Origin of the sequence: Streptomyces xanthophaeus (assembly GCF_000725805.1) — a bacterium.
GTDB classification, from domain to species: Bacteria; Actinomycetota; Actinomycetes; order Streptomycetales; family Streptomycetaceae; genus Streptomyces; species Streptomyces xanthophaeus.
Genome location: NZ_KL647137.1, coordinates 229318 through 252288, shown reverse-complemented (window position 1 = coordinate 252288; position 22971 = coordinate 229318). Strand labels below are relative to the sequence as shown.

Sequence of the window (22971 nt, the reverse complement as noted above, 5' to 3'; positions counted from 1 at the left end):
TCTTCCTACGAGGGGAGGGACTGCTCCTACCGGGACACGGCCCGGCCGCTGCGCAGGACGAGTGCGGAGTTCGAACCCATCCGGCCGCGGCTCAGTACGAGTGCGGTGCGCAGCTCCGCGGTGCGGGCGCCGTCGGTGACCAGATCGAGGTCGTGGCACACGTCGTAGACGTTCGGGGTCGGCGGGATGATGCCGTGCTCCATGGCCAGGACCGCGGCCGCGGTGTCGAGGGAGGGCGCCGCGCAGTAGGCCCGGCCCGTGCCGGTCTTGGGCGCCGTCACCGGTACCTTGCGGCCGTGCGCGCCGAGGGCGTCGGCGAGGGCGGCCGCCTCGGCGGCGTCGGCCTCGGGGGTTCCGAGGGCGTCGGCGAAGACCACGTCGATCTCCTCGGGGGCGCAGCCCGCTTCGTGCAGCGCCTGCCTGATCGCGTGGGCCAGTCCTTCGCCCTGGGCGTCCCGGCGCCGGGTGCCGGTGAAGGTGGCGGCGTGGCCGGCCAGTTCGGCGCGTACGGTGGCACCCCGCCGCAGGGCCTCGGTCTCGGACTCGACGAGGAACATGGCGCCGCCCTCGGCGGGGACGTACCCGCAGGCCTGGGTGGTGAACGGCCGGTAGGCACGCTCGGGGTCGTCCAGGGTGCTGAGCCCGTCGTACTCCAGCTGGCAGACGATGGAGTAGGGCGCGAGGGGGGCCTCGGTGGCCCCGGCGAGCATCGCCCGGCTGCCCTGCCGGATGGCGCGGGTGGCGTGGGCGAAGGCGTCCAGTCCGCCGGCCTCGTCACTGGCGACCACCCCGCAGGGGCCCTTGAGCCCGCGGCGGATGGACACCTGGCCGGTGCTGGCGGCGTAGAACCAGGCGATGGACTGGTACGGGCCGACGTAGTGCGGTCCCTGTTCCCAGAGCCTCTGGAGTTCGCGCTGTCCGAATTCACCGCCGCCGGATCCGGCGGCGGTGACGACCCCGAAGGAGAAGGGGTCGCCCTCGTAGTCGGCCCGGCCGAGCCGGGCGTCCTCCAGGGCGAGGTCGGCGGCGGCCAGTGCGTGGTGGGTGAACCGGTCGGTCTGGACGAGGAAGCGGTCCTCGACCATCGCCCCGGGGTCGAAGCCCCGGACCTCGCCCGCGACCCGCAGCGGCAGGTGTTCGCAGCCCGCCCGGGTGACCCGGTCGAGCACGCTGAGCCCGGACTGGGTCGCCTTCCAGAAGGCCTCGGCGCCGATCCCGTTGGGTGCGACGACGCCCATGCCGGTGATGACCGTGCGGCTGGTCACGAGACCTCCTCCTTCGGCCGGGTCATGACGACGGCCGACTGGAATCCGCCGAACCCGCTGCCGACGGAGAGCACGTTGCGGAGCTTGCGACCGCGGGCGGTGCGGGGGACGTAGTCCAGGTCGCACTCGGGGTCCGGGGTCTGGTAGTTCGCCGTCGGCGGTACCACCTGGTGGGTCATCGCGAGGACGCAGGCGGCCAGTTCGATGGCCCCGATGGCGCCGAGGGAGTGGCCGACCATCGACTTGATGGAGGTCATCGGCGTCTTGTAGGCGTGGTCGCCCAGGACCCGCTTGACCGCCGCGGTCTCGTGGCGGTCGTTCTGCTTGGTCCCGGAGCCGTGCGCGTTGACGTAGTCGATGTCGCTCGCGTCGATCCGGGCCTGGTCCAGGGCGGTTTCGATGGCCCGGGCCATTTCGAGGCCCTCGGCGGTCAGCCCGGTCATGTGGTGGGCGTTGCCGAAGGTGGCGTAGCCGCCGATCTCGCAGTAGACGGTCGCTCCGCGGGCGCGGGCGTGTTCCAGCTCCTCGAGGACGAGGACGGCGCCGCCTTCGCCGAGGACGAATCCGTCCCGGTCGGCGTCGAAGGGCCGCGAGGCGTGGGCCGGGTCGTCGTTGTTCGGCGAGGTCGCCTTGATGGCGTCGAAGCAGGCCACCGTGATGGGCGATATGGGTGAGTCGGAGGCGCCTGCGATGCAGACGTCCATCCGGCCTTCCGCGATGGAGTGGACGGCGTACCCGATGGCGTCGAGGCCGGAGGTGCAGCCGGTGGAGACGGTCTGCACCGGGCCGCGCGCCCCCGTCTGCTCCGCGACGGCGGAGGCGAGGGTGGCGGGCGTGAACGCCCGGTGCAGGTGGGGTCCGGCGAGCTTGTGGTCCACGTCCCACCAGGCTCCGGACTGGCTCACGGCGACGTAGTCGTGCTCCAGACGGGTGGTGCCGCCGACGGCGGTGCCGAGGGAGACCCCGGTGCGCCAGGCCTCGTCCGTGGTCAGGTCGAGTCCGGAGTCGGCCACCGCCTCCCGGGCGGCGACCAGGGCGAACTGGATGTAACGGTCCGCGCGGGCCGTCTCCTCGGGGCCGAGGCCGTGCGCGGCGGGGTCGAAGTCGACTTCCGCGGCTATCCGGGAGCGGAACCCCTTCGGGTCGAAGAGGGTGATCCCGCGGGTGGCCGTACGGCCGTTGGAGAGCAGGTCCCAGAAGGCGGTGACGCCGATTCCACCGGGGGCGACGACGCCGACCCCGGTGACCGCCACACGGCGGCGGGTCACGAGACCGCTCCCGTACGGTCCGGGGGCTGCTCCCACGCGGTGCTCTCCGGGTGCGGGGCCTCTTCGGTGTCCACGTGGCCGAGCTCCGGCCGGGGGGCGAGCGGACCGAGGTGGAAGACCATGCGGGCCTCGACGTCGCCGACGTTGCGGAAGCGGTGGCGCACGTTCAGCGGGACCAGGAGTCCCTGGTCGGTGCGCAGGGGGTGGGCCTCGCCGTCGAGGTCGACCTCCAGGTGCCCGCTGACCACGTACACGAACTCCTCGGAGTACGGGTGGTAGTGCTCGGCGATCGACTCACCGGGGGCCATGATCGCCAGGCCCATGAAGCCACTGGTCGAACCCACCGAGGTCGGGGTGAGCACCGCCCTCAGATCGCCTCCGCGCCGGCGGTTGGGCGGCGTCTCGCTGAGGTCCACGATGCGTGGGCGCTGTCTGGTCATGGCGGGTTCCTCCTGGCGTGTGGGAAGCCTGGACGGGCTGGGGGGTGGGGGGCAGGGGAGGGATCAGGACTGCGCGGAGGCCCGGCGGTCGGTGATCAGGTCCATGGTGTGGCGCTGGGCGCCGGCCCGCTCGGCGGAGCCGGGGGCCGTCAGCCGGTCCAGAACCGCTGCCTTGCGCGCGCCGTGGATCCCGAAGGTGGTCTCGGGCTCGGCGTCGAGCGGGCCGCGGACGTCGATGAGGCGGACGACGATGTCGTCGCGCTGGAAGATGCTGCTGCTCCGAACGGGGGTTTCGGGGCGGCGGGCGGCGTCCTCGTCCTGTCGGGCGAGGAAGCGGGCGAGCGCCGGGCCGCAGCCGGGCCGGGCCGGGTAGAAGACGGCGTGTCGCGTCACGTCCTCGGACTCCGCTTCCGGTGCGGCGATGTGGTGGACCGCCGGGAGCGCGGCGCGCATGAAGAACATCCGCGCGGACTCGGGATCGTTCAGGTCCCGGTCCTTCTCCAGGTAGGGGTTGATGGCTTGTTCCACGGCGCGCACCTCGGGCTGTTCCGAGACGTGGCGCAGGGCGGCCATCAGGTCTCCTTGGACCTCGACGGTGCGCACGACGCGGTTGCCGTGCATGAACAGCGAGGTGCGGCAGAGTCTGGTGTGGTCGTCGACCCGGGCCTTGGGGGAGGCGTAGTCGGAGAGGATCTCCGCGACCTTCTTCTCGCTGCCCGGCTTGACGGTGAAGGTCAGCGCGTGGCGGACGATGTCCGCACCGAGGCGGGGGGTGTCCTGGAGCCGGGCGGTGGAGGGCCTCGCGGCCTGGTCGTAGCCGCGTCCGGTCTCGCGCAGCACGGTGAACTTGAGCGGGCGCATCGCGCGGGCACAGGCTCCCAGCGGCTTCACCTGTTCGGCGTGGTGGTCGCTGTTCACCCAGGCGAGGTACTGGGGCGCGCTCTCCCACTCGCTGGTGATGAGCCACTGCGAGGGGTTCTCGAAGGACTGGCACAGCTGGTCGCTGATGTGGCCCGGAACCGACGCGATGTCGTGGCGGAGCTGTTCGTACGCCTCGAAGAACTGCTGCTGGGTCCCCTCGTGGAGGTCCATCAGCAGTACGACCCGGAGCATGGAGCCGTCGAAGGCTGACTGCGACACCCGTTCGGACAGGGTGGTTGTCATCTACTCACTCCTTCGTGAGGGGGTGGAGATCCATCGCGCACGGACCCCTCGTCCGTCATCGGTGGCGTCTGCCCGGACCGGCCGCAGCCTCTCGCCATGGCAGAGCAGGCCGGCACATCTCAGGGGGAGCCGCTGTCGCTCATCGTCGTCCGAGAGGGGACGTACCGCTACATGTCCGGATCAAGCGGGTGACAACCGGCGAATCACTTGGGCCTGACCACCGATCGGGGGCATAAAGAGTCCACTCCCCCACACAGAAAACAGGAGCCCGCAGCTGATGGAAGACAAAGCCGATGTTCGTGTACCGGTTCTCGTCGTGGGCGGCTCTCTCGTGGGCCTGTCCACCTCGCTGTTCCTGAGCCGTCTCGGGGTCAGGCACCTGCTCGTCGAGAAGCACTCCGGAACCTCCGCGCATCCGCGCGGCCGCGGCATCAACGCCCGGACCATGGAACTCTTCCGTACGGCAGGGGCGGAGGGCGCGATCCGCCAGGCGGCGGCCGTACTGGAGGGCGTCCAGGGCATTCTGCAGGCCCAGTCACTGACGAGCGGCGACCGGAACTGGCTGATCAAGGAGATCGACCCGTCCGGTGCGCTGCGCCGTTTCAGCCCGACGGGCTGGTGCCTGTGCAGCCAGAACAACATCGAGCCCGTCCTGGCCACGCAGAGCCGGGCGCAGGGCGCCGATGTGCGGTTCTCCACCGAACTGATGACCTTCGACCAGGACGACACCGGGGTCACCGCGGTGGTCAAGAACCGGGACACCGGTGAGCACACGACGGTGCGCGCCGATTTCCTGATCGCGGCGGACGGACCCCGCAGCCCCGTCCGGGAGCAGCTGCGCATCCCGCAGACCGGCAGTGGCGAGCTGTTCCACAACGTGAGCGTCACCTTCCGTTCCGAACGCCTCATCGACGTCCTGGGTGACCTGCGCTTCATCGTCTGCTACCTGATGCGTCCGGGTGCGGACGGGGCCCTGCTGCCGGTGGACAACGACAAGCAGTGGGTCTTCCACGCGCCCTGGCACCCGGAGAACGGCGAGACGCTGGAGGACTTCACCGACGAGCGCTGCGTGGAGCAGATCCGCAATGCGATCGGCGCGCCCGACCTGGACGTGGAGATCGGCGGCAAGGCGCCGTGGCACGCGGCCGAACGGGTGGCGCAACGCTACTCCTCGGGCCGGGTGTTCCTCGTCGGGGACGCCGCCCACGAGATGTCGCCCACCGGGGCCTTCGGTTCCAACACCGGCATCCAGGACGGGCACAACCTCGCCTGGAAGATCGCGGCGGTGCTGGACGGGTCGGCCGGGATGCCGCTGCTCGACACGTACCAGTCGGAGCGGCTGCCGGTGGCGAAGGCCACGAGCGAGCGCGCCTCGGCCCGTTCCGCGGAGCACAGCCACCCCGGGTACGCGCCGCCGCCCACGATGGGCGGCGGGCCGGGCAGCGGGGTGCTGCCCACGGCGATGGGCTACTGCTACCCGGACGGCGCGGTCGTCGGCGGCGAGCCCGGCCGGGCGATCATCCCCGACGCGCTGCGCCTGATGGGTGACACCGGGACCCGGGCCCCGCACCTGTGGCTGGCCAGGGCGGGCGAGCGGATCTCCACCCTGGACCTCTACGAGCGTTCCTTCGTGCTGCTCAGCGGTACGGGGACCCCGTGGGGGCCGGCCGCCGAACGGGCGGCGGGACGGCTCTCGGCCCGGCTGGACGCCTACACCGTGGGCGACGCCGGGGCCGATCTGGTCCAGGAGAACGGCGCCGACTGGGCCGAGGCCCACGGGCTGACGCCGGAGGGCGCGGTGCTCGTACGGCCCGACGGGTTCGTGGCGTGGCGCTCGGAGGGCGCCGTGGACGACCCGGAGGCCGTGCTGTCCGGCGTGCTCTCGACGGTGCTGCGCCGGGCGTGACCGACTCCCCCTCCCTTCCGCCGGCCGCGCTCGCGGCCGGCGGAAGCGGCGCTGCAACGGATTCAGCGGCAGGCCCAGCAGCCTGCCCAGCAGCCTGCGTCCGGCCGGGCGGTACGCCGTCGGCCGGCCGTGGATCCGCCGCCGCCCGCGGCGCGGTCACCGGCGGACCGGCGTGCGTAGCAGGCGACCACGACCGCTATCGCGGCCAGTTCCTCGGGGGCTGCCAGGCCCTTCTCGACACGCAGCAGGCTCGCTATCGGGGCATCCATCGACATCGGCACGGCCTCTCGTACGGGGGCTGCGCGTGCGCACGGTCGCGGCGCGAGGGGCGGACCGGCTCGGCGCTGATGCGGGCGGCACGCGGCCGGCTCGGCGCACTGGCGCGACGTGACCCGCGCGAGCGGACCGGCCGGCGGATTCCTGTCGGCTCACCAGGAGTCCTGACGCGTCCGACGCTACAAGCGCGCGGCCACGGCGGCACGCCGGGGACGGCCCGCCGCAGCCCCTCCGTCCGCCGCCCCGGGCGGAGTTCGTCCTGCCGCCCGTCCGCGGCTGCCGCACTGCCATGGGAGCTGCTGTGACCGGCCACTGGCCCCTGATCTGCCGGGGCTGTTCGGGACACCTGTACGCCGTCCGCACCACCGACCACGCGGGTGGGAACGCGGCCGGGCAGTGGGAGGTCGACCACGAGGTGCCCGCGCTGATGTGCCCGCTGGAGGGGCTGCTGCCCCTGACGGGCACGGCGGTCTCCGTGCACGACCTGCCCGGAGCGCGGGAGGTCCTGGGCCCGCCCGTATGAGGAAGGCGGGTTGGGCCGGACGGGTGAGGGCGCCGTGGGTGCGCCCCGCCCGGAGGCCCCCCGCCCGTCCGGAGACCCCACGTCCGCGCAGGCGTCGCCCGCCCGGAGGCCCCGCCCACCACACCCCCGACCACGCCCCCGACGACCGCGCCGACCACCCCGCCGCCCACCGGCAGCCGCGACGCGTACGCCGCCGTGCAGGCCGAGTCCCACGACGACCAGGCCGGGACCGTCCAGGAGAACACCACGGACGCCGGCGGCGGGCGGCACCTGACCTCCCTCGGGGACGGCGACTGGGCCCTGTACCGGGACGTGGACTTCGGCGCCGGCACGGCCGCCCGGCAGTTCCGCGGACGCGTGGCGAGCGGGGCCGCGGGCGGGGTCGGCGGACTCGTCGAGGTCCGCCTCGACAGCCGGACCGGCCCGCCGGTCGGCAGCTTCTCCGTAGCGAACACCGGGGGCCGGCAGAACTGGCGCACGGTGCCCGCGAACATCACGGGGGCCACGGGCCGGCACGACGTCCACCTGACCTTCACCAGCGGCCAGAGCGCCGACTTCGTCAGCCTCAACTGGTTCGACTTCGGCCACTGACCGGCACTGTCCTGCGCCGCCCGCCGGCCGGCTCCCCCGGGCGGACCGCCGGAACCGGACGCCGTTGCGGCCGGGAACTCCCTCCGCGTTCCCGGCCGCAGCGGATACGCTGCTGTCCTGCGAGGCCCCGCCCGCGGACCCGCGTGAGGAGCACACGTGTCCGGACAGCGCCCTGGGGGCCGCCCCACCCTGGAGGCGGTGGCGGCGCACGCCGGGGTGTCCCGGGCCACCGCGTCGCGCGTGGTCAACGGCGGCGACGGGGTCCGCTCGCACCTGGTGGAGCGGGTGCGCGAAGCCGTGCGGGACCTGGGGTACGTGCCCAACCCCGCCGCCCGCACCCTGGTCACCCGGCGCACCGGGGCCGTCGCCGTGATCATCGCGGAGCCGGAGATCCGGATCTTCTCCGATCCCTTCTTCTCCCGTCAGGTGCGCGGCATCAGCAAGGAACTGACGGCGCACGACGCCCAGTTGGTGCTGCTGCTGGTGGAGGACCGCGGCGACTACGACCGGATCGAGCGCTACCTGGCCGGCGGTCACGTGGACGGGGCACTGGCCTTCTCCCTGCACACCGACGACCCGCTGCCCGCGATCACCCGTCGCATCGGCATGCCCACGGTGTACGGCGGCCGACCCGGCTGGACCGCCGGACCCGGGGACCACGGCCAGGTGGCGTACGTGGACGCCGACAACCGCGGGGGCGCGCGCGAGGCCGTACGGTACCTGCTGGAGCAGGGCCGGCAGCGGATCGCGCACATCGCCGGGCCGCTCGACCAGACCTCGGCGGCGGACCGGCTGAGCGGCTACGAGGACGTACTGCCCGCCACCGCACCCTCACTGGTCGCCGAGGGGGACTTCACCGAAGCGGGCGGGGCCCGCGCGATGGCCGAACTGCTGGACCGCGGAGAGCGGATCGACGCGGTGTTCGCGGCGAACGACCTGATGGCCACGGGTGCGCTGCGGGTCCTGCGGGAGCGCGGCCGGACCGTGCCCGGGGACGTGGCGCTGATCGGCTTCGACGACGCCGAGCAGGTGGCCGAGCGGGCCGAGCCGCCGCTGACGACGGTCCGTCAGGACATCGAGGGCATGGGGCGTCTGATGGTCCGGCTGCTCCTGGGCACGCTGGACGCGGCCCGGGACGGGGACCGTACGGTGCCCGGCTCGGTGGTCACCGCCACCTCCCTGGTGCGCCGCGGGTCGGCCTGACGCCGGGTGCCGGGACCGGTCGAGCCACACCGGCACGACGTCCGGTTTCTCCTAGTATCGGCGGGGTCCGAACCTGAGGAGTGCCATGTCCCGCGCGCACCGGTCCGCCGTCCTGTCGGCGTCCGTGATCATCTCCGCCCTGGCCGTGACCACGGCATGGGCTCCGCCCGCCCCCGCCGCTCCCCGCTCCACCGCTCCCCTCGCCGCCGGCCCCCGGTCCGACGGGGCTTCGGCGGCGGGTGACGAGGCAGCCGTGCTGGGCGAGGAGCACGCGCGGGCCCACGCCCGGCTCCGGCGGGCCGCCCGGGACACCGAGGGCTACCCGCAGGGGAGCAGGACCGCGAGCCTGACCGCGCTCGGGGAGTCCCAGCGGAAGGTCAACTCCCGCTTCTCCGCCGCGGCGTCCGGCCGCTTCACGGACTTCTTCCCGTCCCCCGACTTCGGGGTGCACGTCGCCCAGCTGCCGACGGGCAAGGTGCTGCTCTTCTCCTTCGAACGGGTGGAGGCCGACCCCACCAAGGAGACCGGCCCCACCAATACCGTCGGGCGCACCAACGCGGGCCGCGCCTACCTCTGGGACCCGGCGCGCGGTACCGGGGCCCGGGCCTTCAAGAAGGTCCCTCCCCCGGTCGTCCTGATGCCCGACGGCACCCACGCCCCGCGTCCGGCGCCGTTCTTCTGCGCCGGACACTCCTTCCTGCCCAACGGGATGGTCGCGGTCTTCGGGGGCAACGTCGGCGGGAAGGGCGGCAGCGGCGCCAAGCTGTCCTTCGTGTTCGACCCGTGGACGGAGACCTGGTACCGCAACCGCGACATGGCGGTGGGTCGCTGGTACCCCTCGTCCGTGACCGCCGCGGACGGCCGGCAGATCATCATGTCCGGCCAGTCCGAGCGCGGCACGGGCACGCCCACCCCGGTGGTGGAACGCTTCCCGGCCCTCGGCCACCCCGTGCCCTGGCGCCCGTTCGACATCCCCCTGGACCTCCCCTCGCAGCAACTGCGGTCGCAGGCCCCGTTCCGCAACGACTACCCGCACCTCTTCTCGATGCGCAACGGCCTGGTCTACGGCCTCGGCCGCGACGCGGACCAGCAGTGGGCGTTCGATCCGGTCAAGGACGTGCGCACCGACCTGCCCCGGCGCCCGGCCGACTTCCGCGGCTACGGCTCGGCGGTGCCGCTCCCCGCCGGTTTCCGCGGCCCGGACTCCGTGCTGGTGCTCGGCGGGGACCCGCGCGACCCGCACACGTACCGGCTGTCCGGGAACCGCTGGACCACGGAGGAGCCGCGGGCCTTCGGCCGCACCCAGGACGACACCCTGATCCTGCCGGACGGCACGCTCCTGACCGTGAACGGCGCCCTCGACACCCGGGACTACGGGAGCGGGCCGTTCAATCCGAAGGCCGACCCCAAGTACCGGCAGATCGAGCTCCGCGGCGCGGACGGCCGCTGGCGGCTCGGCCCGGCCCAGCGACTGCCCCGCGGCTACCACTCCAACGCCCTGGTCATGCCGGACGGCCGGCTGATGGTGACCGGGGACGAACTCCAGCAGATCGCGAACGACCCCGACATCCGGGACGGCATGGACGGCAGCATCGAGCTGTACGAGCCCGCCTACCTGCACAGGGGCAGCAGGCCCGCCCTCGACCGGGCACCCGCGGGGGAACTCGCCTACGACACGGCGTTCCGGGTCGACTCCTCGACCCCGCAGGCCGTCGCGCGGGCCGTCCTGCTGGCGCCGACCACCGTCACGCACTCCGTGAACACCAGCCAGCGCCATCTGGAGCTCCGCCTGACCGGGACCAGCGGCCGGTCCGTCGGGCTGCGGACGCCGCCCGGTGCGGCCGATGCCCCGCCCGGGTACTACATGCTGTTCCTGCTCGACGCGAAGGGGGTCCCCAGCACGGCGAAGTGGGTGAAGCTGGGCGTCCGCCCCGGCCGGGGGTGAAGCCGGGCGTCCGCTGAGCGTCCGCCCGGCCTAGGCGAACCGCACCACCGCGAGGTGGCCCGAGGTGCGGGCGAGGCCGCCGAACGGGCCGGTCGCCAGCAGCGCGTCGTACGGGCCCAGCTCGACGGCCGGGCCCGGGGAGACCTCGACGGCGGCCCGGCCGGACAGGGCGACCACCAGCAGGGTCTCACCCGGAGCGGCGGCCAGCGCGAGACGGCCGCGCACGACGGCGGTCTGCGCCCGGACGCCACTCCTTCGGTACATCACGTTGAAGTTCCGGACGGGGCCGCCGAGGAGCCGGCAGCCGGTCGGCGCGTCCCCGGGGAAGTCCTGCGGCACGAAGCGTTCGTCCACCCGGCGGGGCTCGGCGGCCACCGTCAGGTCCATGCCCGCCCCCTCGACCAGGGTCAGCGTGCGGTCGACCCCGGGGAAGCCCGAGAAGGGCCCGTCGACGGCCACGTCGGCCAGGCTCACCCGCCAGGCGAACCCGTCCGTACCGGCCCCCTCGGGCCAGGCCGCGATCTCCCGGGTGACCCCGCCGCCGTTCTTCCATGCGCTGCCGCGGCGGTCGGCCGCCCGCAGCACCCGCGGTGCGCCGTCGCCCGGCGCGGCATGCGTGGCGGTCACGGCGGTCAGGCGTCCTTCTCCATCGTGGGGCGCAGGCGTTCCAGCAGGCCGTAGAGCGTTGCGCTCTCGGCCGCGTCGAGGGTGTCGAGCGCGCCGTGCGTCGCCTGCATCTCCGCCCGTACCCGGCGGATGACCTCGCGGCCCGCGTCCGTCGCCACCACGTTCTTGACCCGGCGGTCGGCGGGGTCCGGCTCGCGGCGGACCAGCTCGCGGGCCTCCAGGCGGTCGACGATCCCGGTCACGTTCGACGCGTCGCACACCAGCAGGGCGGCGAGGCCGCGCATCGGCAGGGGACCGTTGAGCTGTGCCAGGACCCGGGCCTGGGTGGAGGTGAGTCCGTGGTGGGCCGCGGCGGCCGCGAAATCTCGCCACTGGGCGGTGCCGATGGCGGCGAGCAGCTCCAGCAGTTCGAGCTTGGTGGGGGTGCGCGGGGCGGTGTCGCTCATACCTGGAGCGTACTCAGGATCATTGACATTATCAATTGTTTACTTGACCACCTTAACTATCGACGTCTACCGTCGACGGAGTTACTTGATGAAGTCAAACATCTGCGTCCTGAAGCTCTGAAGCCCGAAGTCCGAAGCCCGAAGAAGGTCCAGCCAGCCATGAGCACCCCCTCCCCCGCCTCCCCGGACCCCGGGCAAAGGAACGAGACGGTCATCGTCTTCGCCCTGAGCCTCGCCGCCATGGTCGTGTCGATGATGCAGACCCTGCCGGTCCCGATCCTGGGCCTGATCCGTACGGACCTGGGCACCTCCACGGCCAATGTGAGCTGGGTGACCACCGCAACGCTGCTGTCGGCGGCCGTCTTCACCCCGCTGCTGGGCCGCTTCGGCGACCAGCACGGCAAGAAGCCGACCCTGGTGGCCGTCCTCGGCGTGATGGTCGCGGGCTCCGTCGTCGCCGCGCTGGCCACCTCGCTGCCGCTGCTGATCCTGGGACGCGTGCTCCAGGGCGCCGCCACCGCGATCTTCCCGCTGGCCCTGTCGGTCCTGCGCGAGGAGGTCCGCCCGCAGAAGCTTCCCGGCGCCATGGCGCTGGTCAGCGGCACCCTCGCGTTCGGCAGCGGTCTCGCGCTCGTCGCCACCGGCCTGCTCACCTCCGGGGCCGACGCGGACTACCGCAACGCCTTCTGGATGGCCACCGGCTTCGCCGTGATCGCCCTGCTGGCGGTCGTGTTCCTGGTACCCGCGACCCGGCACAAGACCGGCGGGCGCACCGACTTCCTCGGCGCCCTGACCCTCGGCATCGCCCTGCTGCTGCTCCTGCTGCCGATCTCCCAGGGCCACGAGTGGGGCTGGGCCTCCGGCCGCACGCTGGGCAGCTTCGCCGGCGCCGCCGTCATGACCGCCGTCTGGGTGCTGACCGAGCTCAAGGTCCGCGAGCCGCTCGTCGACATGCGGATGTTCGTCCACCGCCCGGTGCTCATGGCCAACCTCGCCGGCATCCTCGTCGGGTTCGGCATGTTCGCCAACTTCCTGGGCGTCTCGTACCTCGTCCAGATGCCCGAGGCCCTCACCGGCTACGGCTTCGACGCCTCCATCCTGCGCGCCTCCGTGCAGTTCCTGCTGCCCGGTGCGATCGTCTCGCTGCTCGCCTCGCCGATCGGCGGACAGCTCGTACGCCACCGCGGACCGCGGGTGGCCCTGGCACTGGCCGCCGTCCTCGGCGCCGTCGGCTTCGGCTGGCTGGCCCTGGACCACTCCCACAGCGCCTCGGTGATCGGCGCCGGGCTCGTGGTCGGCGCGGCCGTCAGCTTCGGCTACGCCGCCATGCCGGCCGTGATCATGGCCAGCGTCCCGCACCACCAGAGCGGCATCGCCAACGGCATCAACTCGATCTCCCGGTCCACGGGCAGTGCGATCGGCAGTGCCGTGGTCACCACGATCCTGGCCTCGCAGACCATCGAGCACCTGCCTGCGGGGGTTCCCCCGCTGCCCGCGGAATCCGGATTCACCCTCACCTTCGGGATCGGCGCCGTCGCCTTCGCCCTGGTCGCCGTGATCAGCTGGCTGGGCCTGCGGGGCGGCTCCGGGACGGTGACCGCCGGAACCGGCCGTACCGCGGCGTCCGGGACGGCCGCGACCGGGACGGCAGTCACCGACAAGGCGGTCACCGAGAAGCCCGTGGCCGAGGCCGTGACCGGGGCCGTCACCGAGAAGGCCGCGGCCACCGGCTGACGCCCGTCCCGTCGGCAGATCCCGCTCCGCCCGCCGCGTGTCGTTCGTGGCGGGCGGAGCGCTGTGCCTTGCATGGTGGTGGCATGAAGGCTACGGAGGTCATCGCCGACGGGTTCGGCCGCATCCAGGAGATCGTGCACGAGGTCGTCGACGGGCTCTCGGAGGAGCAGCTGGGCGCACGCGTCGACCCGGACGCCAATTCCGTCGCCTGGCTCGTCTGGCATCTCACCAGGGTCCAGGACGACCACGTGGCGGACGCGGCGGAGCTCGAACAGGTCTGGGAGGCCCAGGGGTTCGCCACCCGGTTCGACCTGCCGCTGCCCGCCGGTTCCACCGGTTACGGACACACCGCCCGCCAGGCCGGCACGGTCCGGGTCGCCTCCGGCACGCTGCTGCTGGAGTACGTCGACGCCGTGCACGAGCAGACGCTCCGCTTCGTCCGCGCCCTCGCCGCGGCCGACCTGGACCGCGTGGTCGACGAGCGCTGGGACCCGCCGGTCACGCTGGGCGTCCGCCTGGTCAGCGTCCTGGCCGACGACCTCCAGCACGCCGGCCAGGCGGCGTACGTCCGGGGCCTGCTGGAGCGGCGCCAGACGGCTTAGGCGCCGGCAGGGGCCCGGTCTCACCCGATCGGAATCGCCCGGAAGGCGGTACCCGCGGCCGTGGGCCAGGGTCGTGTCACGGGAGGTGCGCGATGGAGCCACGCGTCAAGGGGTTCGTCCAGTCGTACAACCGCGACCGGGGGTACGGGTTCATCCTTCCGCTCGGCTCGACGACGCCCGTCTTCGTCGAGGAGGAGCACATCGAGGGCGACCCGCGCGTGCTGTCCGAGGGGCAGCAGGTCACCTTCACCATAGAGCTGGGTCCGGGCCGCATGGAGGCCCACCACGTCAGGCCCTGACCCCGCGCCGTACGACGCCCGCCAGGGCGGCGGCTCCCAGCATCGAGAGCAGTGCCGCCACGCGCAGCACCGACTCGATGGCCGGGCCGTCGGAAGCGGCCCGGGCCGCAGACCCGCTGATCACTTCCAGCACACCGGCCGCGACGGCCACGGCCACCGCGCCGAGCAGCACCAGCGAGGTCAGGACCAGGCCTGACGCCGCGGCGAGGCGGTTCGCGGCGACGTAGGACTGGGTGGCCACGTTCGTCAGGGCCCAGCTCAGGCCCACACCGGTCCCGACGACGGCGAAGACCGCGGTGTAGAGGGCGAGCGGGGTGGACCAGGTCAGGGCGAGCAGACCGGCCCCGCACAGCAGCATCCCGGCCGCCATCAGCGACTCGGGGCGCCATCGCTGCGCCAGATGGCCGGACCAGTAGCTGGCGGCCCCGGCCCCGACGGACAGGGACAGGAAGACCAGCCCGGCCTCGAACGGGGACAGACCGCGCACCTGCTGGAGGTAGAGCGCGGACAGCACCGCGACCAGGCAGTAGACGACGTTGGACAGCGAACCGGCCAGGGTGACGGCGACGAACGGCCGGTTGCGCAGCAGCCCCAGGTCGAGCAGGGGCTCGGCGGCCCGCCGCTCGATGCGGACGAAGACGGCGAGCAGGGCCGCACCGCCGAACAGGCACGTCAGGGTGGCCGCGGAGCCCCATCCCCAGGCCCGGCCCTGGTCGACGCCGATCATCACCGCGCTGAGCCCGGCGGCCAGCGTCAGGACCCCGGGGAGGTCCAGTCCCCCGGCGGCCTCCTCGTCGCGGGTCTCGGGTACGTAGCGCAGCATGAGCAGGGCCGCGACGGCGCAGACGGGCACGTTGAGCAGGAACACCGCGCGCCAGCTGACGTGTTCGGCGAAGGCGCCGCCGACGAAGGGGCCCAGGGCGGTGCCGATCGCGCTGAAGGCGAGCACGGTGGCCACGGCGCGGCCCTGCCGCGCGTCGCGGAAGTAGGCGGTGACCACGGCCACGGCCACGGGGAGGACCAGGGCTGCGAAGCCTCCCTGGACCACGCGTCCGGCGGTCAGCCAGGCCGTGTTCTGGCCGAGCGCGCACACGACGGAGACGGCGGCGAAGCCGGTGAGGCCGGTGACCAGCACGCGGCGGCGCCCGAGGAGGTCGGCCGCCCGCCCGCCCGTGATCATGAGGGAGCCGAGGGCCAGCATGTAGCCGCTGACCAGCCACTGGAGATCGGTGGAGGCGGTGTGGAAGTCCCTGGCCATCACGGGGAGCATCAGGTTCAGGGCGAACCAGTCCATCTGGACGAGGAGCATGGAGAGGGCAGCGGCGGCGATCACCGCCCGGTCCTGCCGGGAGAACAGCCCCCGGCCCGGATGGGTCCCCGCGGATGCCGTCATGCCGCCGCCTGCTTTCCGCCGCTGTGACCATCGTGGCACCGCCCGGCCCCGGCCGCAGACCGGAGCCGGGCGGGGGGCGTCAGCCTCGGAAGGCCTCCGGGCGGACCGGGGAGGCCTCGGCGAGGGCCCTGGTCACCGCCTCGACTCCGTCCCGCAGTCCGTATACGGGGGTGTCGGGCTGCTGGCGCCAGGACTCGTCGATGCCGCCGGAGTCCACGGTGTCGAAGCCGAGTTCCTCGATGAGGGCGCGGACGGTCTTCTTCGCCGCCTCGTCGTCGCCCGCCACGGGCAGCGCGATCCGGTCGGGGGCGCCGGCCGGCCGGTGCCGGTCGAGGATGTCCTCGGCGTAGGTGCCGTTGAAGGCCTTGACGACCGCGTGTCCGATCTGGCGCTCGGTCCAGCGGCTCTCGGTCAGGCCCTCGTCCTCGATGCCGGCGATCCTGCCGTCGCGCTGCTGCGGGTAGTAGTTGCAGGTGTCGATGACGGCGAAGCCCGCGGCGGCTCCGTCGAAGAGGCCGGGCGGGAGGTCCGGCACGTTCTTCAGGGGGACGGTGACGACGACGACCTCGGCGCCGCGGGCCGCCTCGGCGACGGTGACGGCGGTCGCCCCGGTCTCCTCGGCGAGCGCGGCCAGGGTCTGCGGTCCGCGGGAGTTCGCCACGGACACCTCGTGCCCGAGCTGCGCGAGCCGGCGGGTGAGATTGCCGCCGATGTTGCCCGCGCCGATGATGCCGATCTTCATGAGCTCTCCAGTGCGTACGGGGTCGGGTATCGCTCCGGTACGAACTCCCTTGAACAGCAATGCATTCCGGCGGGAGTGCCGGCTCCCTCGAACGGGCGACACGGGGCACCCGGCCCTGTCCCGCCGAACCCCCGCACGGGCCACGGGGATTCGGCCAGGGCGCTGGCGGAATATAGACCTTAAATCGATCATCGCTCCATGCTTGGATGGCGCCGCACCCCGCAATTCGTTTAGCTGTGAACCTTATTGACGGGGTGATGAAATCCGGACAGCCCGCGACTCGACTTTCACAAGATCCGTTATGTATGGTTCCCATCATCGCCCAACGAGGGGCGGAGTTCGGCCACAGGTTTGGTCTGGACTATTTCAGGAGTTTTTCTGGAGTACGTCTGGATAACACCTCGACCGACCAGCGCCCCCGCCATGCTGCATCGCGAAATACGTGACCCGACACGGGGGACCAGTCATGCGGTTCCAGCTTTTGGGGCCCTTGAGCATTGCGCACGGCCCGGAAACCGTAGTTCTCAAACCGTCCAAGCCGACCAGCCTGCTCGCCGCGCTTCTCCTTCACCCCGGTGGCATGGTGTCCACCGACTATCTCTTGCGCGCCGTTTGGGACGAGGAGCCGCCCGCCACCGCACGCGCCGCATTGCAGACCTGCGTACTCCGCTTGCGCCGGCTATTCGCGAAGTACGGCATATCCGCGACCACCATCGAGGCCGTGCCGGGCGGATACCGGATGCACAATGACACGGAAACCCTCGACCTGGCGCTGTTCCGCTCGCTCGTCGCCGGGGCACAGGTGGCCGGATCCCCCGCCTCCGGAAGGCCCGAGGAGCTGTACCGGCTCAGGGAGGCGCTGTCCCTGTGGCACGGCACCCCGCTGGCCAACGTGGCCTCGCGGATGCTCCAGCGCGACGCCGTACCGGTGCTCGAACAGGAACGCCTGCGCGTCCTGGAGCGGGTCTGCGACCTCGAACTCGCCGCCGGGAACTGTCATCAGGTCCTCGTCGACCTGTACGAGAGCGCCCGCAGGCACCCTGTGCGGGAACGTTTCACCGAGCAGCTCATCGAGGCCCTCTACCGCACCGGGCGGCAGGCGGAGGCCCTGGCCGAGTACCGGACCGTCCGGGAGCGGCTGCGCGACGAACTCGGCGTCGACCCCGGCGCCGGACTGCGCCGGCTGGAGCTGTCGATCCTGCGCGCCGAGGACCTGGGCGCCCCGGCCGCCCCGGCGCTGCCCGCGGCACCCGCCGCACCCGAACCGCGCGCCCTGCCCCCGGCGGCGCCGCAGCACCGCGCTCCCCGGCTGCTCGCCGTACCCGGGTTCGCGGGGCGCGAGGCCGACCGCAGGGCGCTGGCGGCGCGGGTCACCGCCACCGGCGGACCGCGGCTGACCGTCGTCTCCGGTGCGCCCGGGATCGGCAAGTCCGCGCTGGCCCGCCAGTGCGCCCACGAGGTCCAGGACGCCTTCCCCGGCGGCGTGTTCACCCTGGCGCTGACCCGGCCCGACGGCACGGGCGTGTGCGCCGAGGAGGCGCAGCAGCACCTGCCCGGACCCGGTGGCGGGCGCCGGCTGGTGGTCCTCGACGACGCCGCGGGCGCCGGCCAGGTCCTCGCGCTCCTCCCCGCCACGGGGGACGCGTCCGTGCTGGTGACCAGCAGGCGCGGGCTCGCCGCCGTCGTCGCCACGCACGGCGGCACGGTGCACCGGCTCGACGTCCTGGGGGCCGCCGAGGCCCACGGGCTGCTCGCCGGGCTGGTCGGGGCCGAACGGATCGGGGAGCAGGCGCAGGCCACGGCCCGGCTCGCCCTGGTCTGCGGCCACTTCCCGCTGGCCCTGCGCATCGCGGCGGGCCGCCTGCTCACCCGGCCGGGGCTGTCGGTTGGCGACTGCGCTTCCTGGCTGGCCGAGGACCCGCCCGGCCGGCTGGCCCTGGCCGAGGACCCCCGGATGTCCGTACCGGAGGTCTTCGGGCAGGCGCTGGACGCGCTCGGTCCGGAACTCCGGGCGGCCTTCCTGCGGGTGGGCGCGCTCGATCCACGGGCTCCGCTCACGGAAGCGGGGAGCGACCACGTCCTCGAACAGCTCGTGGACGCCGGTCTCCTGGAGGACGGTCCGCCCTCGTCCCCTTACCGGATGCACGACTTCCTTCGGATCTACGCGCGTTGGTTCACTCGCGAACGCCTTGAGACGGCGGTGGCCGCCGCACCGCGCTGAGCACCACCGGCACCACCCGCACCACCGGCATCGCCCGCACCGTCTGCATCGCCCGCACTGTCTGCACCACCTCTCCCCCGCACCATCCCGCCCAGACCGCACCCAGGGGTGTCCCATGTCCCAAGCCAGTTACACGTCCGTCGCGACGACCCGGCCCCGGATCCGCCGGGACGTGCTCTTCACCGAGACGCCCGACGGCGTGCTCTTCCACAACTCCGACGGCGGGTTCCGCCTCAACGCCAAGTCGGCGTACCGTTTCGCCACCCTGATCGTCCCGCACCTGACCGGGGAACACACCGTCGAGGAACTCTGTCAGGGGCTCGGCGACGCCCAGCGCTCGATGGTCGGCGAGCTGGTGAGAACGCTGTACGAACGGGACTTCGCCCGCTCCGTCGTCCCCCCGCAGGCCCAGCCCGGTCCGGACCCGGTGCTCCCGCCGGACGTGGCCCGCCGGTTCGCCCCGCAGATCGCCTACGCCGACCACTACGCGGACGAGGCCGAGGCCCGGTTCCTGCGCTTCCGCTCCACCCGGACAGCCGTGCTCGGCGACGACGCCGTGGCGCGCTGGTGCGCCACGAGCCTGGTCCGCAACGGCTGCGCGCTGGTCGGTGTCACGGCCGGGCTGGACCGCACCGCCCTCGACGCCGACGTCGCGGAGGCCGTCGCCGACGGGGCCCCGGTGGAGATACGGACCCTGCCGGAGCGCGCCGAGGGCCTGGGCTGGGGCGAACTCGACGGCTACGACACGGTCGTGGTCACCGGTGGCAGCGCCGCCCCCGCGGTCCTGCTGCCCCTGCTGCGCGCCGGGATCCCCGAAGGCCGCACCCTGCTCCCGGCCTGGTCCTACGGGGCCGACGCCGTCATCGGCCCGCTGATGACACACGGCGGCACCGGCTGCTGGGCCTGCGCGGCGCTGCGCCTCGGCACGGCACGCGGCGGATCCGGTACGGCCCGGCAGGACACCGCCGGCGCCGCCGCCGACCTGTGGAGCGCGCTGGCGCTCGCGGGCCGCCCCGGGGTCACGGGCCCCGTGCCGGGCCGCCCGCTGGCCGCGATGATCGGCAACCTGCTCGGCTACGAGGTGTTCCGCGCGGCCTCGGGCGCACTGCCCGCCGAGACGGCCGGGCGCCTGATCGTGCAGGACATGGAGTCGCTCGACGTCACCGCCGAGCCGCTGCTCCCGCACCCCCGCTGCCCGTTCTGCGCGGACGCGGGGACCGAGCCCGCGCCCGTGGACCTCACCGCGGCGGGCACCTCGGCCACTCCCGCGCTGCCGACCCTGGAGACGGCACGCGAGGCGGACGCCCTGGTGGAGGAGCTCAACCGCCGCTCCGCCCTGGTGCGCCCGTACGCGGGGGTGTTCACCCGGTTCGCGGACGAGCCGCTGACGCAGATCCCCCTCAAGCTCGGTGTGGTCGAGCTGGGCACCGGGCACACGCAGGCGCGCTCCGTCGTCGCCTTCGACGTCCACCACGTCGCCGGGGCCCGGATGCGCGCCCTGGACGCGGCGGCGCTCGTGTACGCCGAGCACGTGGTCCCGGCCCGCGCCCTCGTGACGGACAAGGCCGACGCCCACGGAGCCGTCGAGCGGGTCGCCGCGGCAGCCCTGACCACGGCCTCCGGACTGCCCGGCGAGGCGGGCGTCCACCAGCAGGCCGTCTCCCTCCTGACGAAGGAGCCCGTGCTCGTCCCTGCGGGCGCCGTCCGTCCCTTCGGCCCGCACAACGCCGACGGGCTCTTCGAGCGCACCCGGGCGGGCGCCGGCGCGGGCCCCGCCCCGGCGGACGCGGCCGCCGCGGGACTGCTCTCGGCCCTCGCGCACGACGCGCTGGTACGGACCGTACGGGGCCGGGCTGCGGCCCCGGTGCCGCTGCCCGGCCCCGAGGACGCGGGCGCCGATCCCGAACTCCTCTTCCTGGTGCGCTCGGCGGACCGGCTGGAGGTGCCGGTGGAACTGCTGGACCTCGGGGAGTCCGGGCACAGCGGCGTGCACGTCCTGCTCGCCCGCTCCGCGCAGCGCTGGGCCGTGGGCAGCGACCCGGACCGGCGGACGGCCGCGGTGACCGCTCTGCGGGACCTGCTCGGCGCCGTGCAGTACGGGCAGGACGAGGCTTCGGGCGCTCCGGCCGACACCGGCGACCCGCTGCTGCGGGACCTGGACGCCCGCACGCTGACGGTGACCGGCGCCGGTGAGCCGCCCGTGTCCGGGCCGGCCGTCGGCTGGGCCGAGGTCCAGGGCCGCCTGGCCGCGGCGGGCCGCGAGGCCTACGTAGTACCGACGGGCTCCCCCGACCTGGCGTCGGCGGGCCTCCACACGGTCCGGGTGCTCCTGACGGCGGCCGTCCGGGAGCCGGGCGATGACGCGTAGCCGGGTCGCGGTGGACCGGGCCGAAGGGCTCGGGGCCGGGGCGGCGTCGCGGTTCGCCGCCCTGCTGGAGCGCGCGCTGGCCGACCTCGGCGGTCCGGCGGTCGCCCTGTCCGTGCTCGGACTGGACGACGCCTTCACCCGGCCCGCCGGGACCGGTCCGGACGCGGAGGCGGGCGTACCGGTGCACCTTTACGGGCATCAGGCCGTGGTCGGTCCGCTGGTCCCCGCCGGCGGGCCGGGATGCGCGCGCTGCCTGGAGCGGCGCTGGCAGGCGGTACGGTCCGTGGCGCTGCGGGACGCGCTGGAGCTCGGCGGGCCCACCCGGGCCGCGGGCGAGTGGCCGTACGCCCACGCCTTCGCCGCCGACGCCCTGGCCGCGCTGGTCACGGCCGTCCACGCCCGGCCCGCGGCGGCGGGTCCCTACCCGGAGGTCCGGCTGCTCGACCTGCGCGGCGGCACCGTCCGGCGCTACCCGCTGGTCCCCGACCCGGAGTGCCCGCGCTGCGGAACCCCGTACGCGGACACCTGCGGGCCGCTCGCGCTGCTGCCCTCGCCCAAGTACCGGCCGGGGGTCTTCCGTACCCGGCCGATCGGCTCGTACGGCATCGAGATCGCGGCCTACGCCAATCCGCTGGCCGGGGCCCTGGGGCCGTCGGTGGTCCAGGACGTCTCGTCCACCTCCACGTCCGCCACCATCGGCTGCTTCTCGATGCGTGCGGGCGAGTACCTGCGCGAGACGTTCTGGGGCGGCCACACCAACTCCTTCGACCACAGTGCGCGGGTGGGCGTCCTGGAGGGACTGGAGCGGTACGCGGGCATGCGGGCCAGGGCGCGGACCACGAGCGTCACCGGATCGCTGCGCGGCCTGGGCGCGCAGGCGGTGGACCCGCGCGAGGTCGGCCTGTACAGCGAGGAGTTCTACCGGGACAACCCGCGGGTGCGGCCCTTCGACCCGGACCGGGAGATCCCCTGGGTGTGGGGCTGGTCGCTGCGCGACGACGAGCCGCGGCTGGTCCCCGAGATCCTGACGTACTACCACGCGCCGGGTCTGGAGAACCGGTTCGTGCAGGAGAGCTCCAACGGCTGTGCCTCGGGCGGCAGTCTGGCCGAGGCGGCGTACTTCGGGCTGATGGAGGTCGTGGAGCGGGACGCGTTCCTGCTGACCTGGTACGGGCAGCAGCCGCTGCCCGAGATCGATCCGTCCACCAGTACCCGGGCGTCGACCCGGGCGATGGTCGACCGGCTCGCCCTGTACGGCTACCGCGCCCGCTTCTTCGACACCCGGATCACCTTCCCGATCCCGGTGGTCACCGCCGTCGCCGAGCGGTTCGACGGCGGACCGGGCCGGATGTGCTTCGGCGCGGGCGCCGGTCTCGACCCGGAGTCGGCACTGGACTCGGCCCTGTGCGAGATCGCGACGGACGCCGTCAACCTCCCGGGCCGCACCGAGCGGGACGAGGCCCGGCTGCGGGCGATGGCCGCCGACTTCACCCGGGTCACCGCCCTGCACGACCATCCGCTGGTGTACGGGGTCCCGGAGATGGGACGTCACGCGGACTTCCTGCTGCACCCCGGGGCGGCGGGTACCGGTACGGGCGCGGGCGCCGGTGCGGCCCCGGTGCCGGTCGACGCGCTGCGGTGGCCCGACGGATGGGGCTCCGCCGCCTCCGGGGACGTCCTGCACGACCTGGAACGGTGCGTGTCCGCCGTCGCCACCGAGGGCTTCGACGTGGTGGTGGTCGACCAGACGCTGCCCGAGCAGCGCGCCCTGGGCCTGCACACCGTGAGCGTCCTGGTGCCCGGGCTGCTCCCGATCGACTTCGGGTGGTCCCGTCAGCGCGCGCTGGGCATGCCGCGGCTGCGGACGGCTCTGCGCGAGGCGGGGCTGCGCGGGCGCGACCTGGAACCCGGCGACCTCAACCCGGCGCCCCACCCCTTCCCCTGACCCCCCGCGAACG

The 22971-nt window shown here is 73.6% G+C and carries 19 protein-coding genes and 1 pseudogene; 11 read left to right on the top strand and 9 right to left on the bottom strand.

Annotated elements, in window-relative coordinates:
* Nucleotides 1–26: 26 nt before the first annotated feature.
* The 4 genes from IO30_RS0139010 to IO30_RS0138995 form a co-directional block, all read right to left on the bottom strand.
* The gene (locus IO30_RS0139010; protein ID WP_031151316.1) at nucleotides 27–1265 is read right to left on the bottom strand and encodes a beta-ketoacyl synthase N-terminal-like domain-containing protein; all 1239 of its coding nucleotides are present in this window, start codon (nucleotides 1263–1265) and stop codon (nucleotides 27–29) included.
* Nucleotides 1262–2533 (bottom strand): beta-ketoacyl-[acyl-carrier-protein] synthase family protein, encoded by a 1272-nt coding sequence (locus IO30_RS0139005; protein ID WP_031151315.1) that lies wholly within the window; start codon nucleotides 2531–2533, stop codon nucleotides 1262–1264. Before IO30_RS0139005 ends, IO30_RS0139010 begins: the two co-directional genes overlap by 4 nt.
* The gene (locus IO30_RS0139000; RefSeq protein ID WP_031151313.1) at nucleotides 2530–2973 is read right to left on the bottom strand and encodes a cupin domain-containing protein; all 444 of its coding nucleotides are present in this window, start codon (nucleotides 2971–2973) and stop codon (nucleotides 2530–2532) included. The genes IO30_RS0139005 and IO30_RS0139000 overlap by 4 nt, the downstream gene beginning before the upstream one ends.
* Nucleotides 2974–3036: 63 nt before the next feature.
* The gene (locus IO30_RS0138995; RefSeq protein ID WP_031151311.1) at nucleotides 3037–4137 is read right to left on the bottom strand and encodes a SchA/CurD-like domain-containing protein; all 1101 of its coding nucleotides are present in this window, start codon (nucleotides 4135–4137) and stop codon (nucleotides 3037–3039) included.
* 277 nt (nucleotides 4138–4414) lie between these two features.
* Here IO30_RS0138995 and IO30_RS0138990 point away from each other — a divergent pair, with 277 nt between their 5' ends.
* Nucleotides 4415–6043 (top strand): FAD-dependent oxidoreductase, encoded by a 1629-nt coding sequence (locus IO30_RS0138990; RefSeq protein WP_031151309.1) that lies wholly within the window; start codon nucleotides 4415–4417, stop codon nucleotides 6041–6043.
* A gap of 62 nt (nucleotides 6044–6105) precedes the next feature.
* Here IO30_RS0138990 and IO30_RS0138985 read toward each other — a convergent pair whose 3' ends face one another.
* Nucleotides 6106–6318 carry an acyl-CoA carboxylase epsilon subunit gene (locus IO30_RS0138985; RefSeq protein WP_031151308.1) on the bottom strand — a complete coding sequence of 71 codons (213 nt, stop codon included), beginning with the start codon at nucleotides 6316–6318 and terminating at the stop codon, nucleotides 6106–6108.
* A 302-nt stretch (nucleotides 6319–6620) separates the two neighbouring features.
* Between IO30_RS0138985 and IO30_RS0138980 the strand changes: the two genes are divergently transcribed.
* The 4 genes and pseudogenes from IO30_RS0138980 to IO30_RS47800 all read left to right on the top strand — a co-directional run bounded on the left by IO30_RS0138980 (nucleotide 6621) and on the right by IO30_RS47800 (nucleotide 10581).
* On the top strand, nucleotides 6621–6842 hold the full coding sequence (locus IO30_RS0138980) for a hypothetical protein (protein WP_031151306.1): 222 nt from the start codon (nucleotides 6621–6623) through the stop codon (nucleotides 6840–6842).
* Nucleotides 6843–6995: 153 nt separating this feature from the next.
* Nucleotides 6996–7433: pseudogene (locus IO30_RS0138975) on the top strand (carbohydrate-binding protein); the annotation flags it as partial.
* Nucleotides 7434–7589: 156 nt separating this feature from the next.
* Nucleotides 7590–8636, top strand: coding sequence for a LacI family DNA-binding transcriptional regulator (locus IO30_RS0138970; protein WP_031151302.1), 1047 nt, complete (start codon nucleotides 7590–7592; stop codon nucleotides 8634–8636).
* Between the two features lie 85 nt (nucleotides 8637–8721).
* On the top strand, nucleotides 8722–10581 hold the full coding sequence (locus IO30_RS47800) for a galactose oxidase early set domain-containing protein (RefSeq protein ID WP_031151301.1): 1860 nt from the start codon (nucleotides 8722–8724) through the stop codon (nucleotides 10579–10581).
* A gap of 30 nt (nucleotides 10582–10611) precedes the next feature.
* Here IO30_RS47800 and IO30_RS0138960 read toward each other — a convergent pair whose 3' ends face one another.
* The gene (locus tag IO30_RS0138960; RefSeq protein WP_051902857.1) at nucleotides 10612–11208 is read right to left on the bottom strand and encodes a HutD/Ves family protein; all 597 of its coding nucleotides are present in this window, start codon (nucleotides 11206–11208) and stop codon (nucleotides 10612–10614) included.
* 5 nt (nucleotides 11209–11213) lie between these two features.
* Nucleotides 11214–11654, bottom strand: a complete 441-nt coding sequence (locus tag IO30_RS0138955) for a MarR family winged helix-turn-helix transcriptional regulator (protein WP_031151297.1) — start codon at nucleotides 11652–11654, stop codon at nucleotides 11214–11216.
* A 159-nt stretch (nucleotides 11655–11813) separates the two neighbouring features.
* Between IO30_RS0138955 and IO30_RS0138950 the strand changes: the two genes are divergently transcribed.
* The 3 genes from IO30_RS0138950 to IO30_RS0138940 all read left to right on the top strand — a co-directional run bounded on the left by IO30_RS0138950 (nucleotide 11814) and on the right by IO30_RS0138940 (nucleotide 14289).
* A complete protein-coding gene (locus IO30_RS0138950) occupies nucleotides 11814–13388 on the top strand; it encodes an MFS transporter (RefSeq protein WP_237403297.1) in 1575 nt (524 codons plus the stop codon).
* Nucleotides 13389–13471: 83 nt separating this feature from the next.
* Nucleotides 13472–13990, top strand: coding sequence for a mycothiol transferase (locus tag IO30_RS0138945; RefSeq protein ID WP_031151293.1), 519 nt, complete (start codon nucleotides 13472–13474; stop codon nucleotides 13988–13990).
* A 92-nt stretch (nucleotides 13991–14082) separates the two neighbouring features.
* The gene (locus tag IO30_RS0138940) at nucleotides 14083–14289 is read left to right on the top strand and encodes a cold shock domain-containing protein (protein ID WP_031151291.1); all 207 of its coding nucleotides are present in this window, start codon (nucleotides 14083–14085) and stop codon (nucleotides 14287–14289) included.
* On the opposite strand, the gene IO30_RS0138935 is transcribed toward IO30_RS0138940, so the two are convergent.
* The gene (locus IO30_RS0138935) at nucleotides 14279–15682 is read right to left on the bottom strand and encodes an MFS transporter (protein WP_051902856.1); all 1404 of its coding nucleotides are present in this window, start codon (nucleotides 15680–15682) and stop codon (nucleotides 14279–14281) included. The two genes, IO30_RS0138940 and IO30_RS0138935, sit on opposite strands and share 11 nt — an antisense overlap.
* 79 nt (nucleotides 15683–15761) lie before the next feature.
* Nucleotides 15762–16424 carry an NADPH-dependent F420 reductase gene (locus IO30_RS0138930; protein ID WP_031151288.1) on the bottom strand — a complete coding sequence of 221 codons (663 nt, stop codon included), beginning with the start codon at nucleotides 16422–16424 and terminating at the stop codon, nucleotides 15762–15764.
* A gap of 466 nt (nucleotides 16425–16890) precedes the next feature.
* On the opposite strand from IO30_RS0138930, the gene IO30_RS0138925 reads away from it, so the two are divergent.
* The 3 genes from IO30_RS0138925 to IO30_RS41525 all read left to right on the top strand — a co-directional run bounded on the left by IO30_RS0138925 (nucleotide 16891) and on the right by IO30_RS41525 (nucleotide 22958).
* Complete coding sequence (locus tag IO30_RS0138925; protein WP_031152032.1) at nucleotides 16891–18645, top strand: AfsR/SARP family transcriptional regulator; 1755 nt, start codon at nucleotides 16891–16893, stop codon at nucleotides 18643–18645.
* Nucleotides 18646–18760: 115 nt separating this feature from the next.
* The gene (locus tag IO30_RS0138920) at nucleotides 18761–21013 is read left to right on the top strand and encodes a TOMM precursor leader peptide-binding protein (RefSeq protein WP_031151284.1); all 2253 of its coding nucleotides are present in this window, start codon (nucleotides 18761–18763) and stop codon (nucleotides 21011–21013) included.
* Complete coding sequence (locus IO30_RS41525) at nucleotides 21003–22958, top strand: TOMM precursor leader peptide-binding protein (protein ID WP_051858819.1); 1956 nt, start codon at nucleotides 21003–21005, stop codon at nucleotides 22956–22958. The genes IO30_RS0138920 and IO30_RS41525 overlap by 11 nt, the downstream gene beginning before the upstream one ends.
* The last annotated feature ends 13 nt before the right edge of the window (nucleotides 22959–22971 follow it).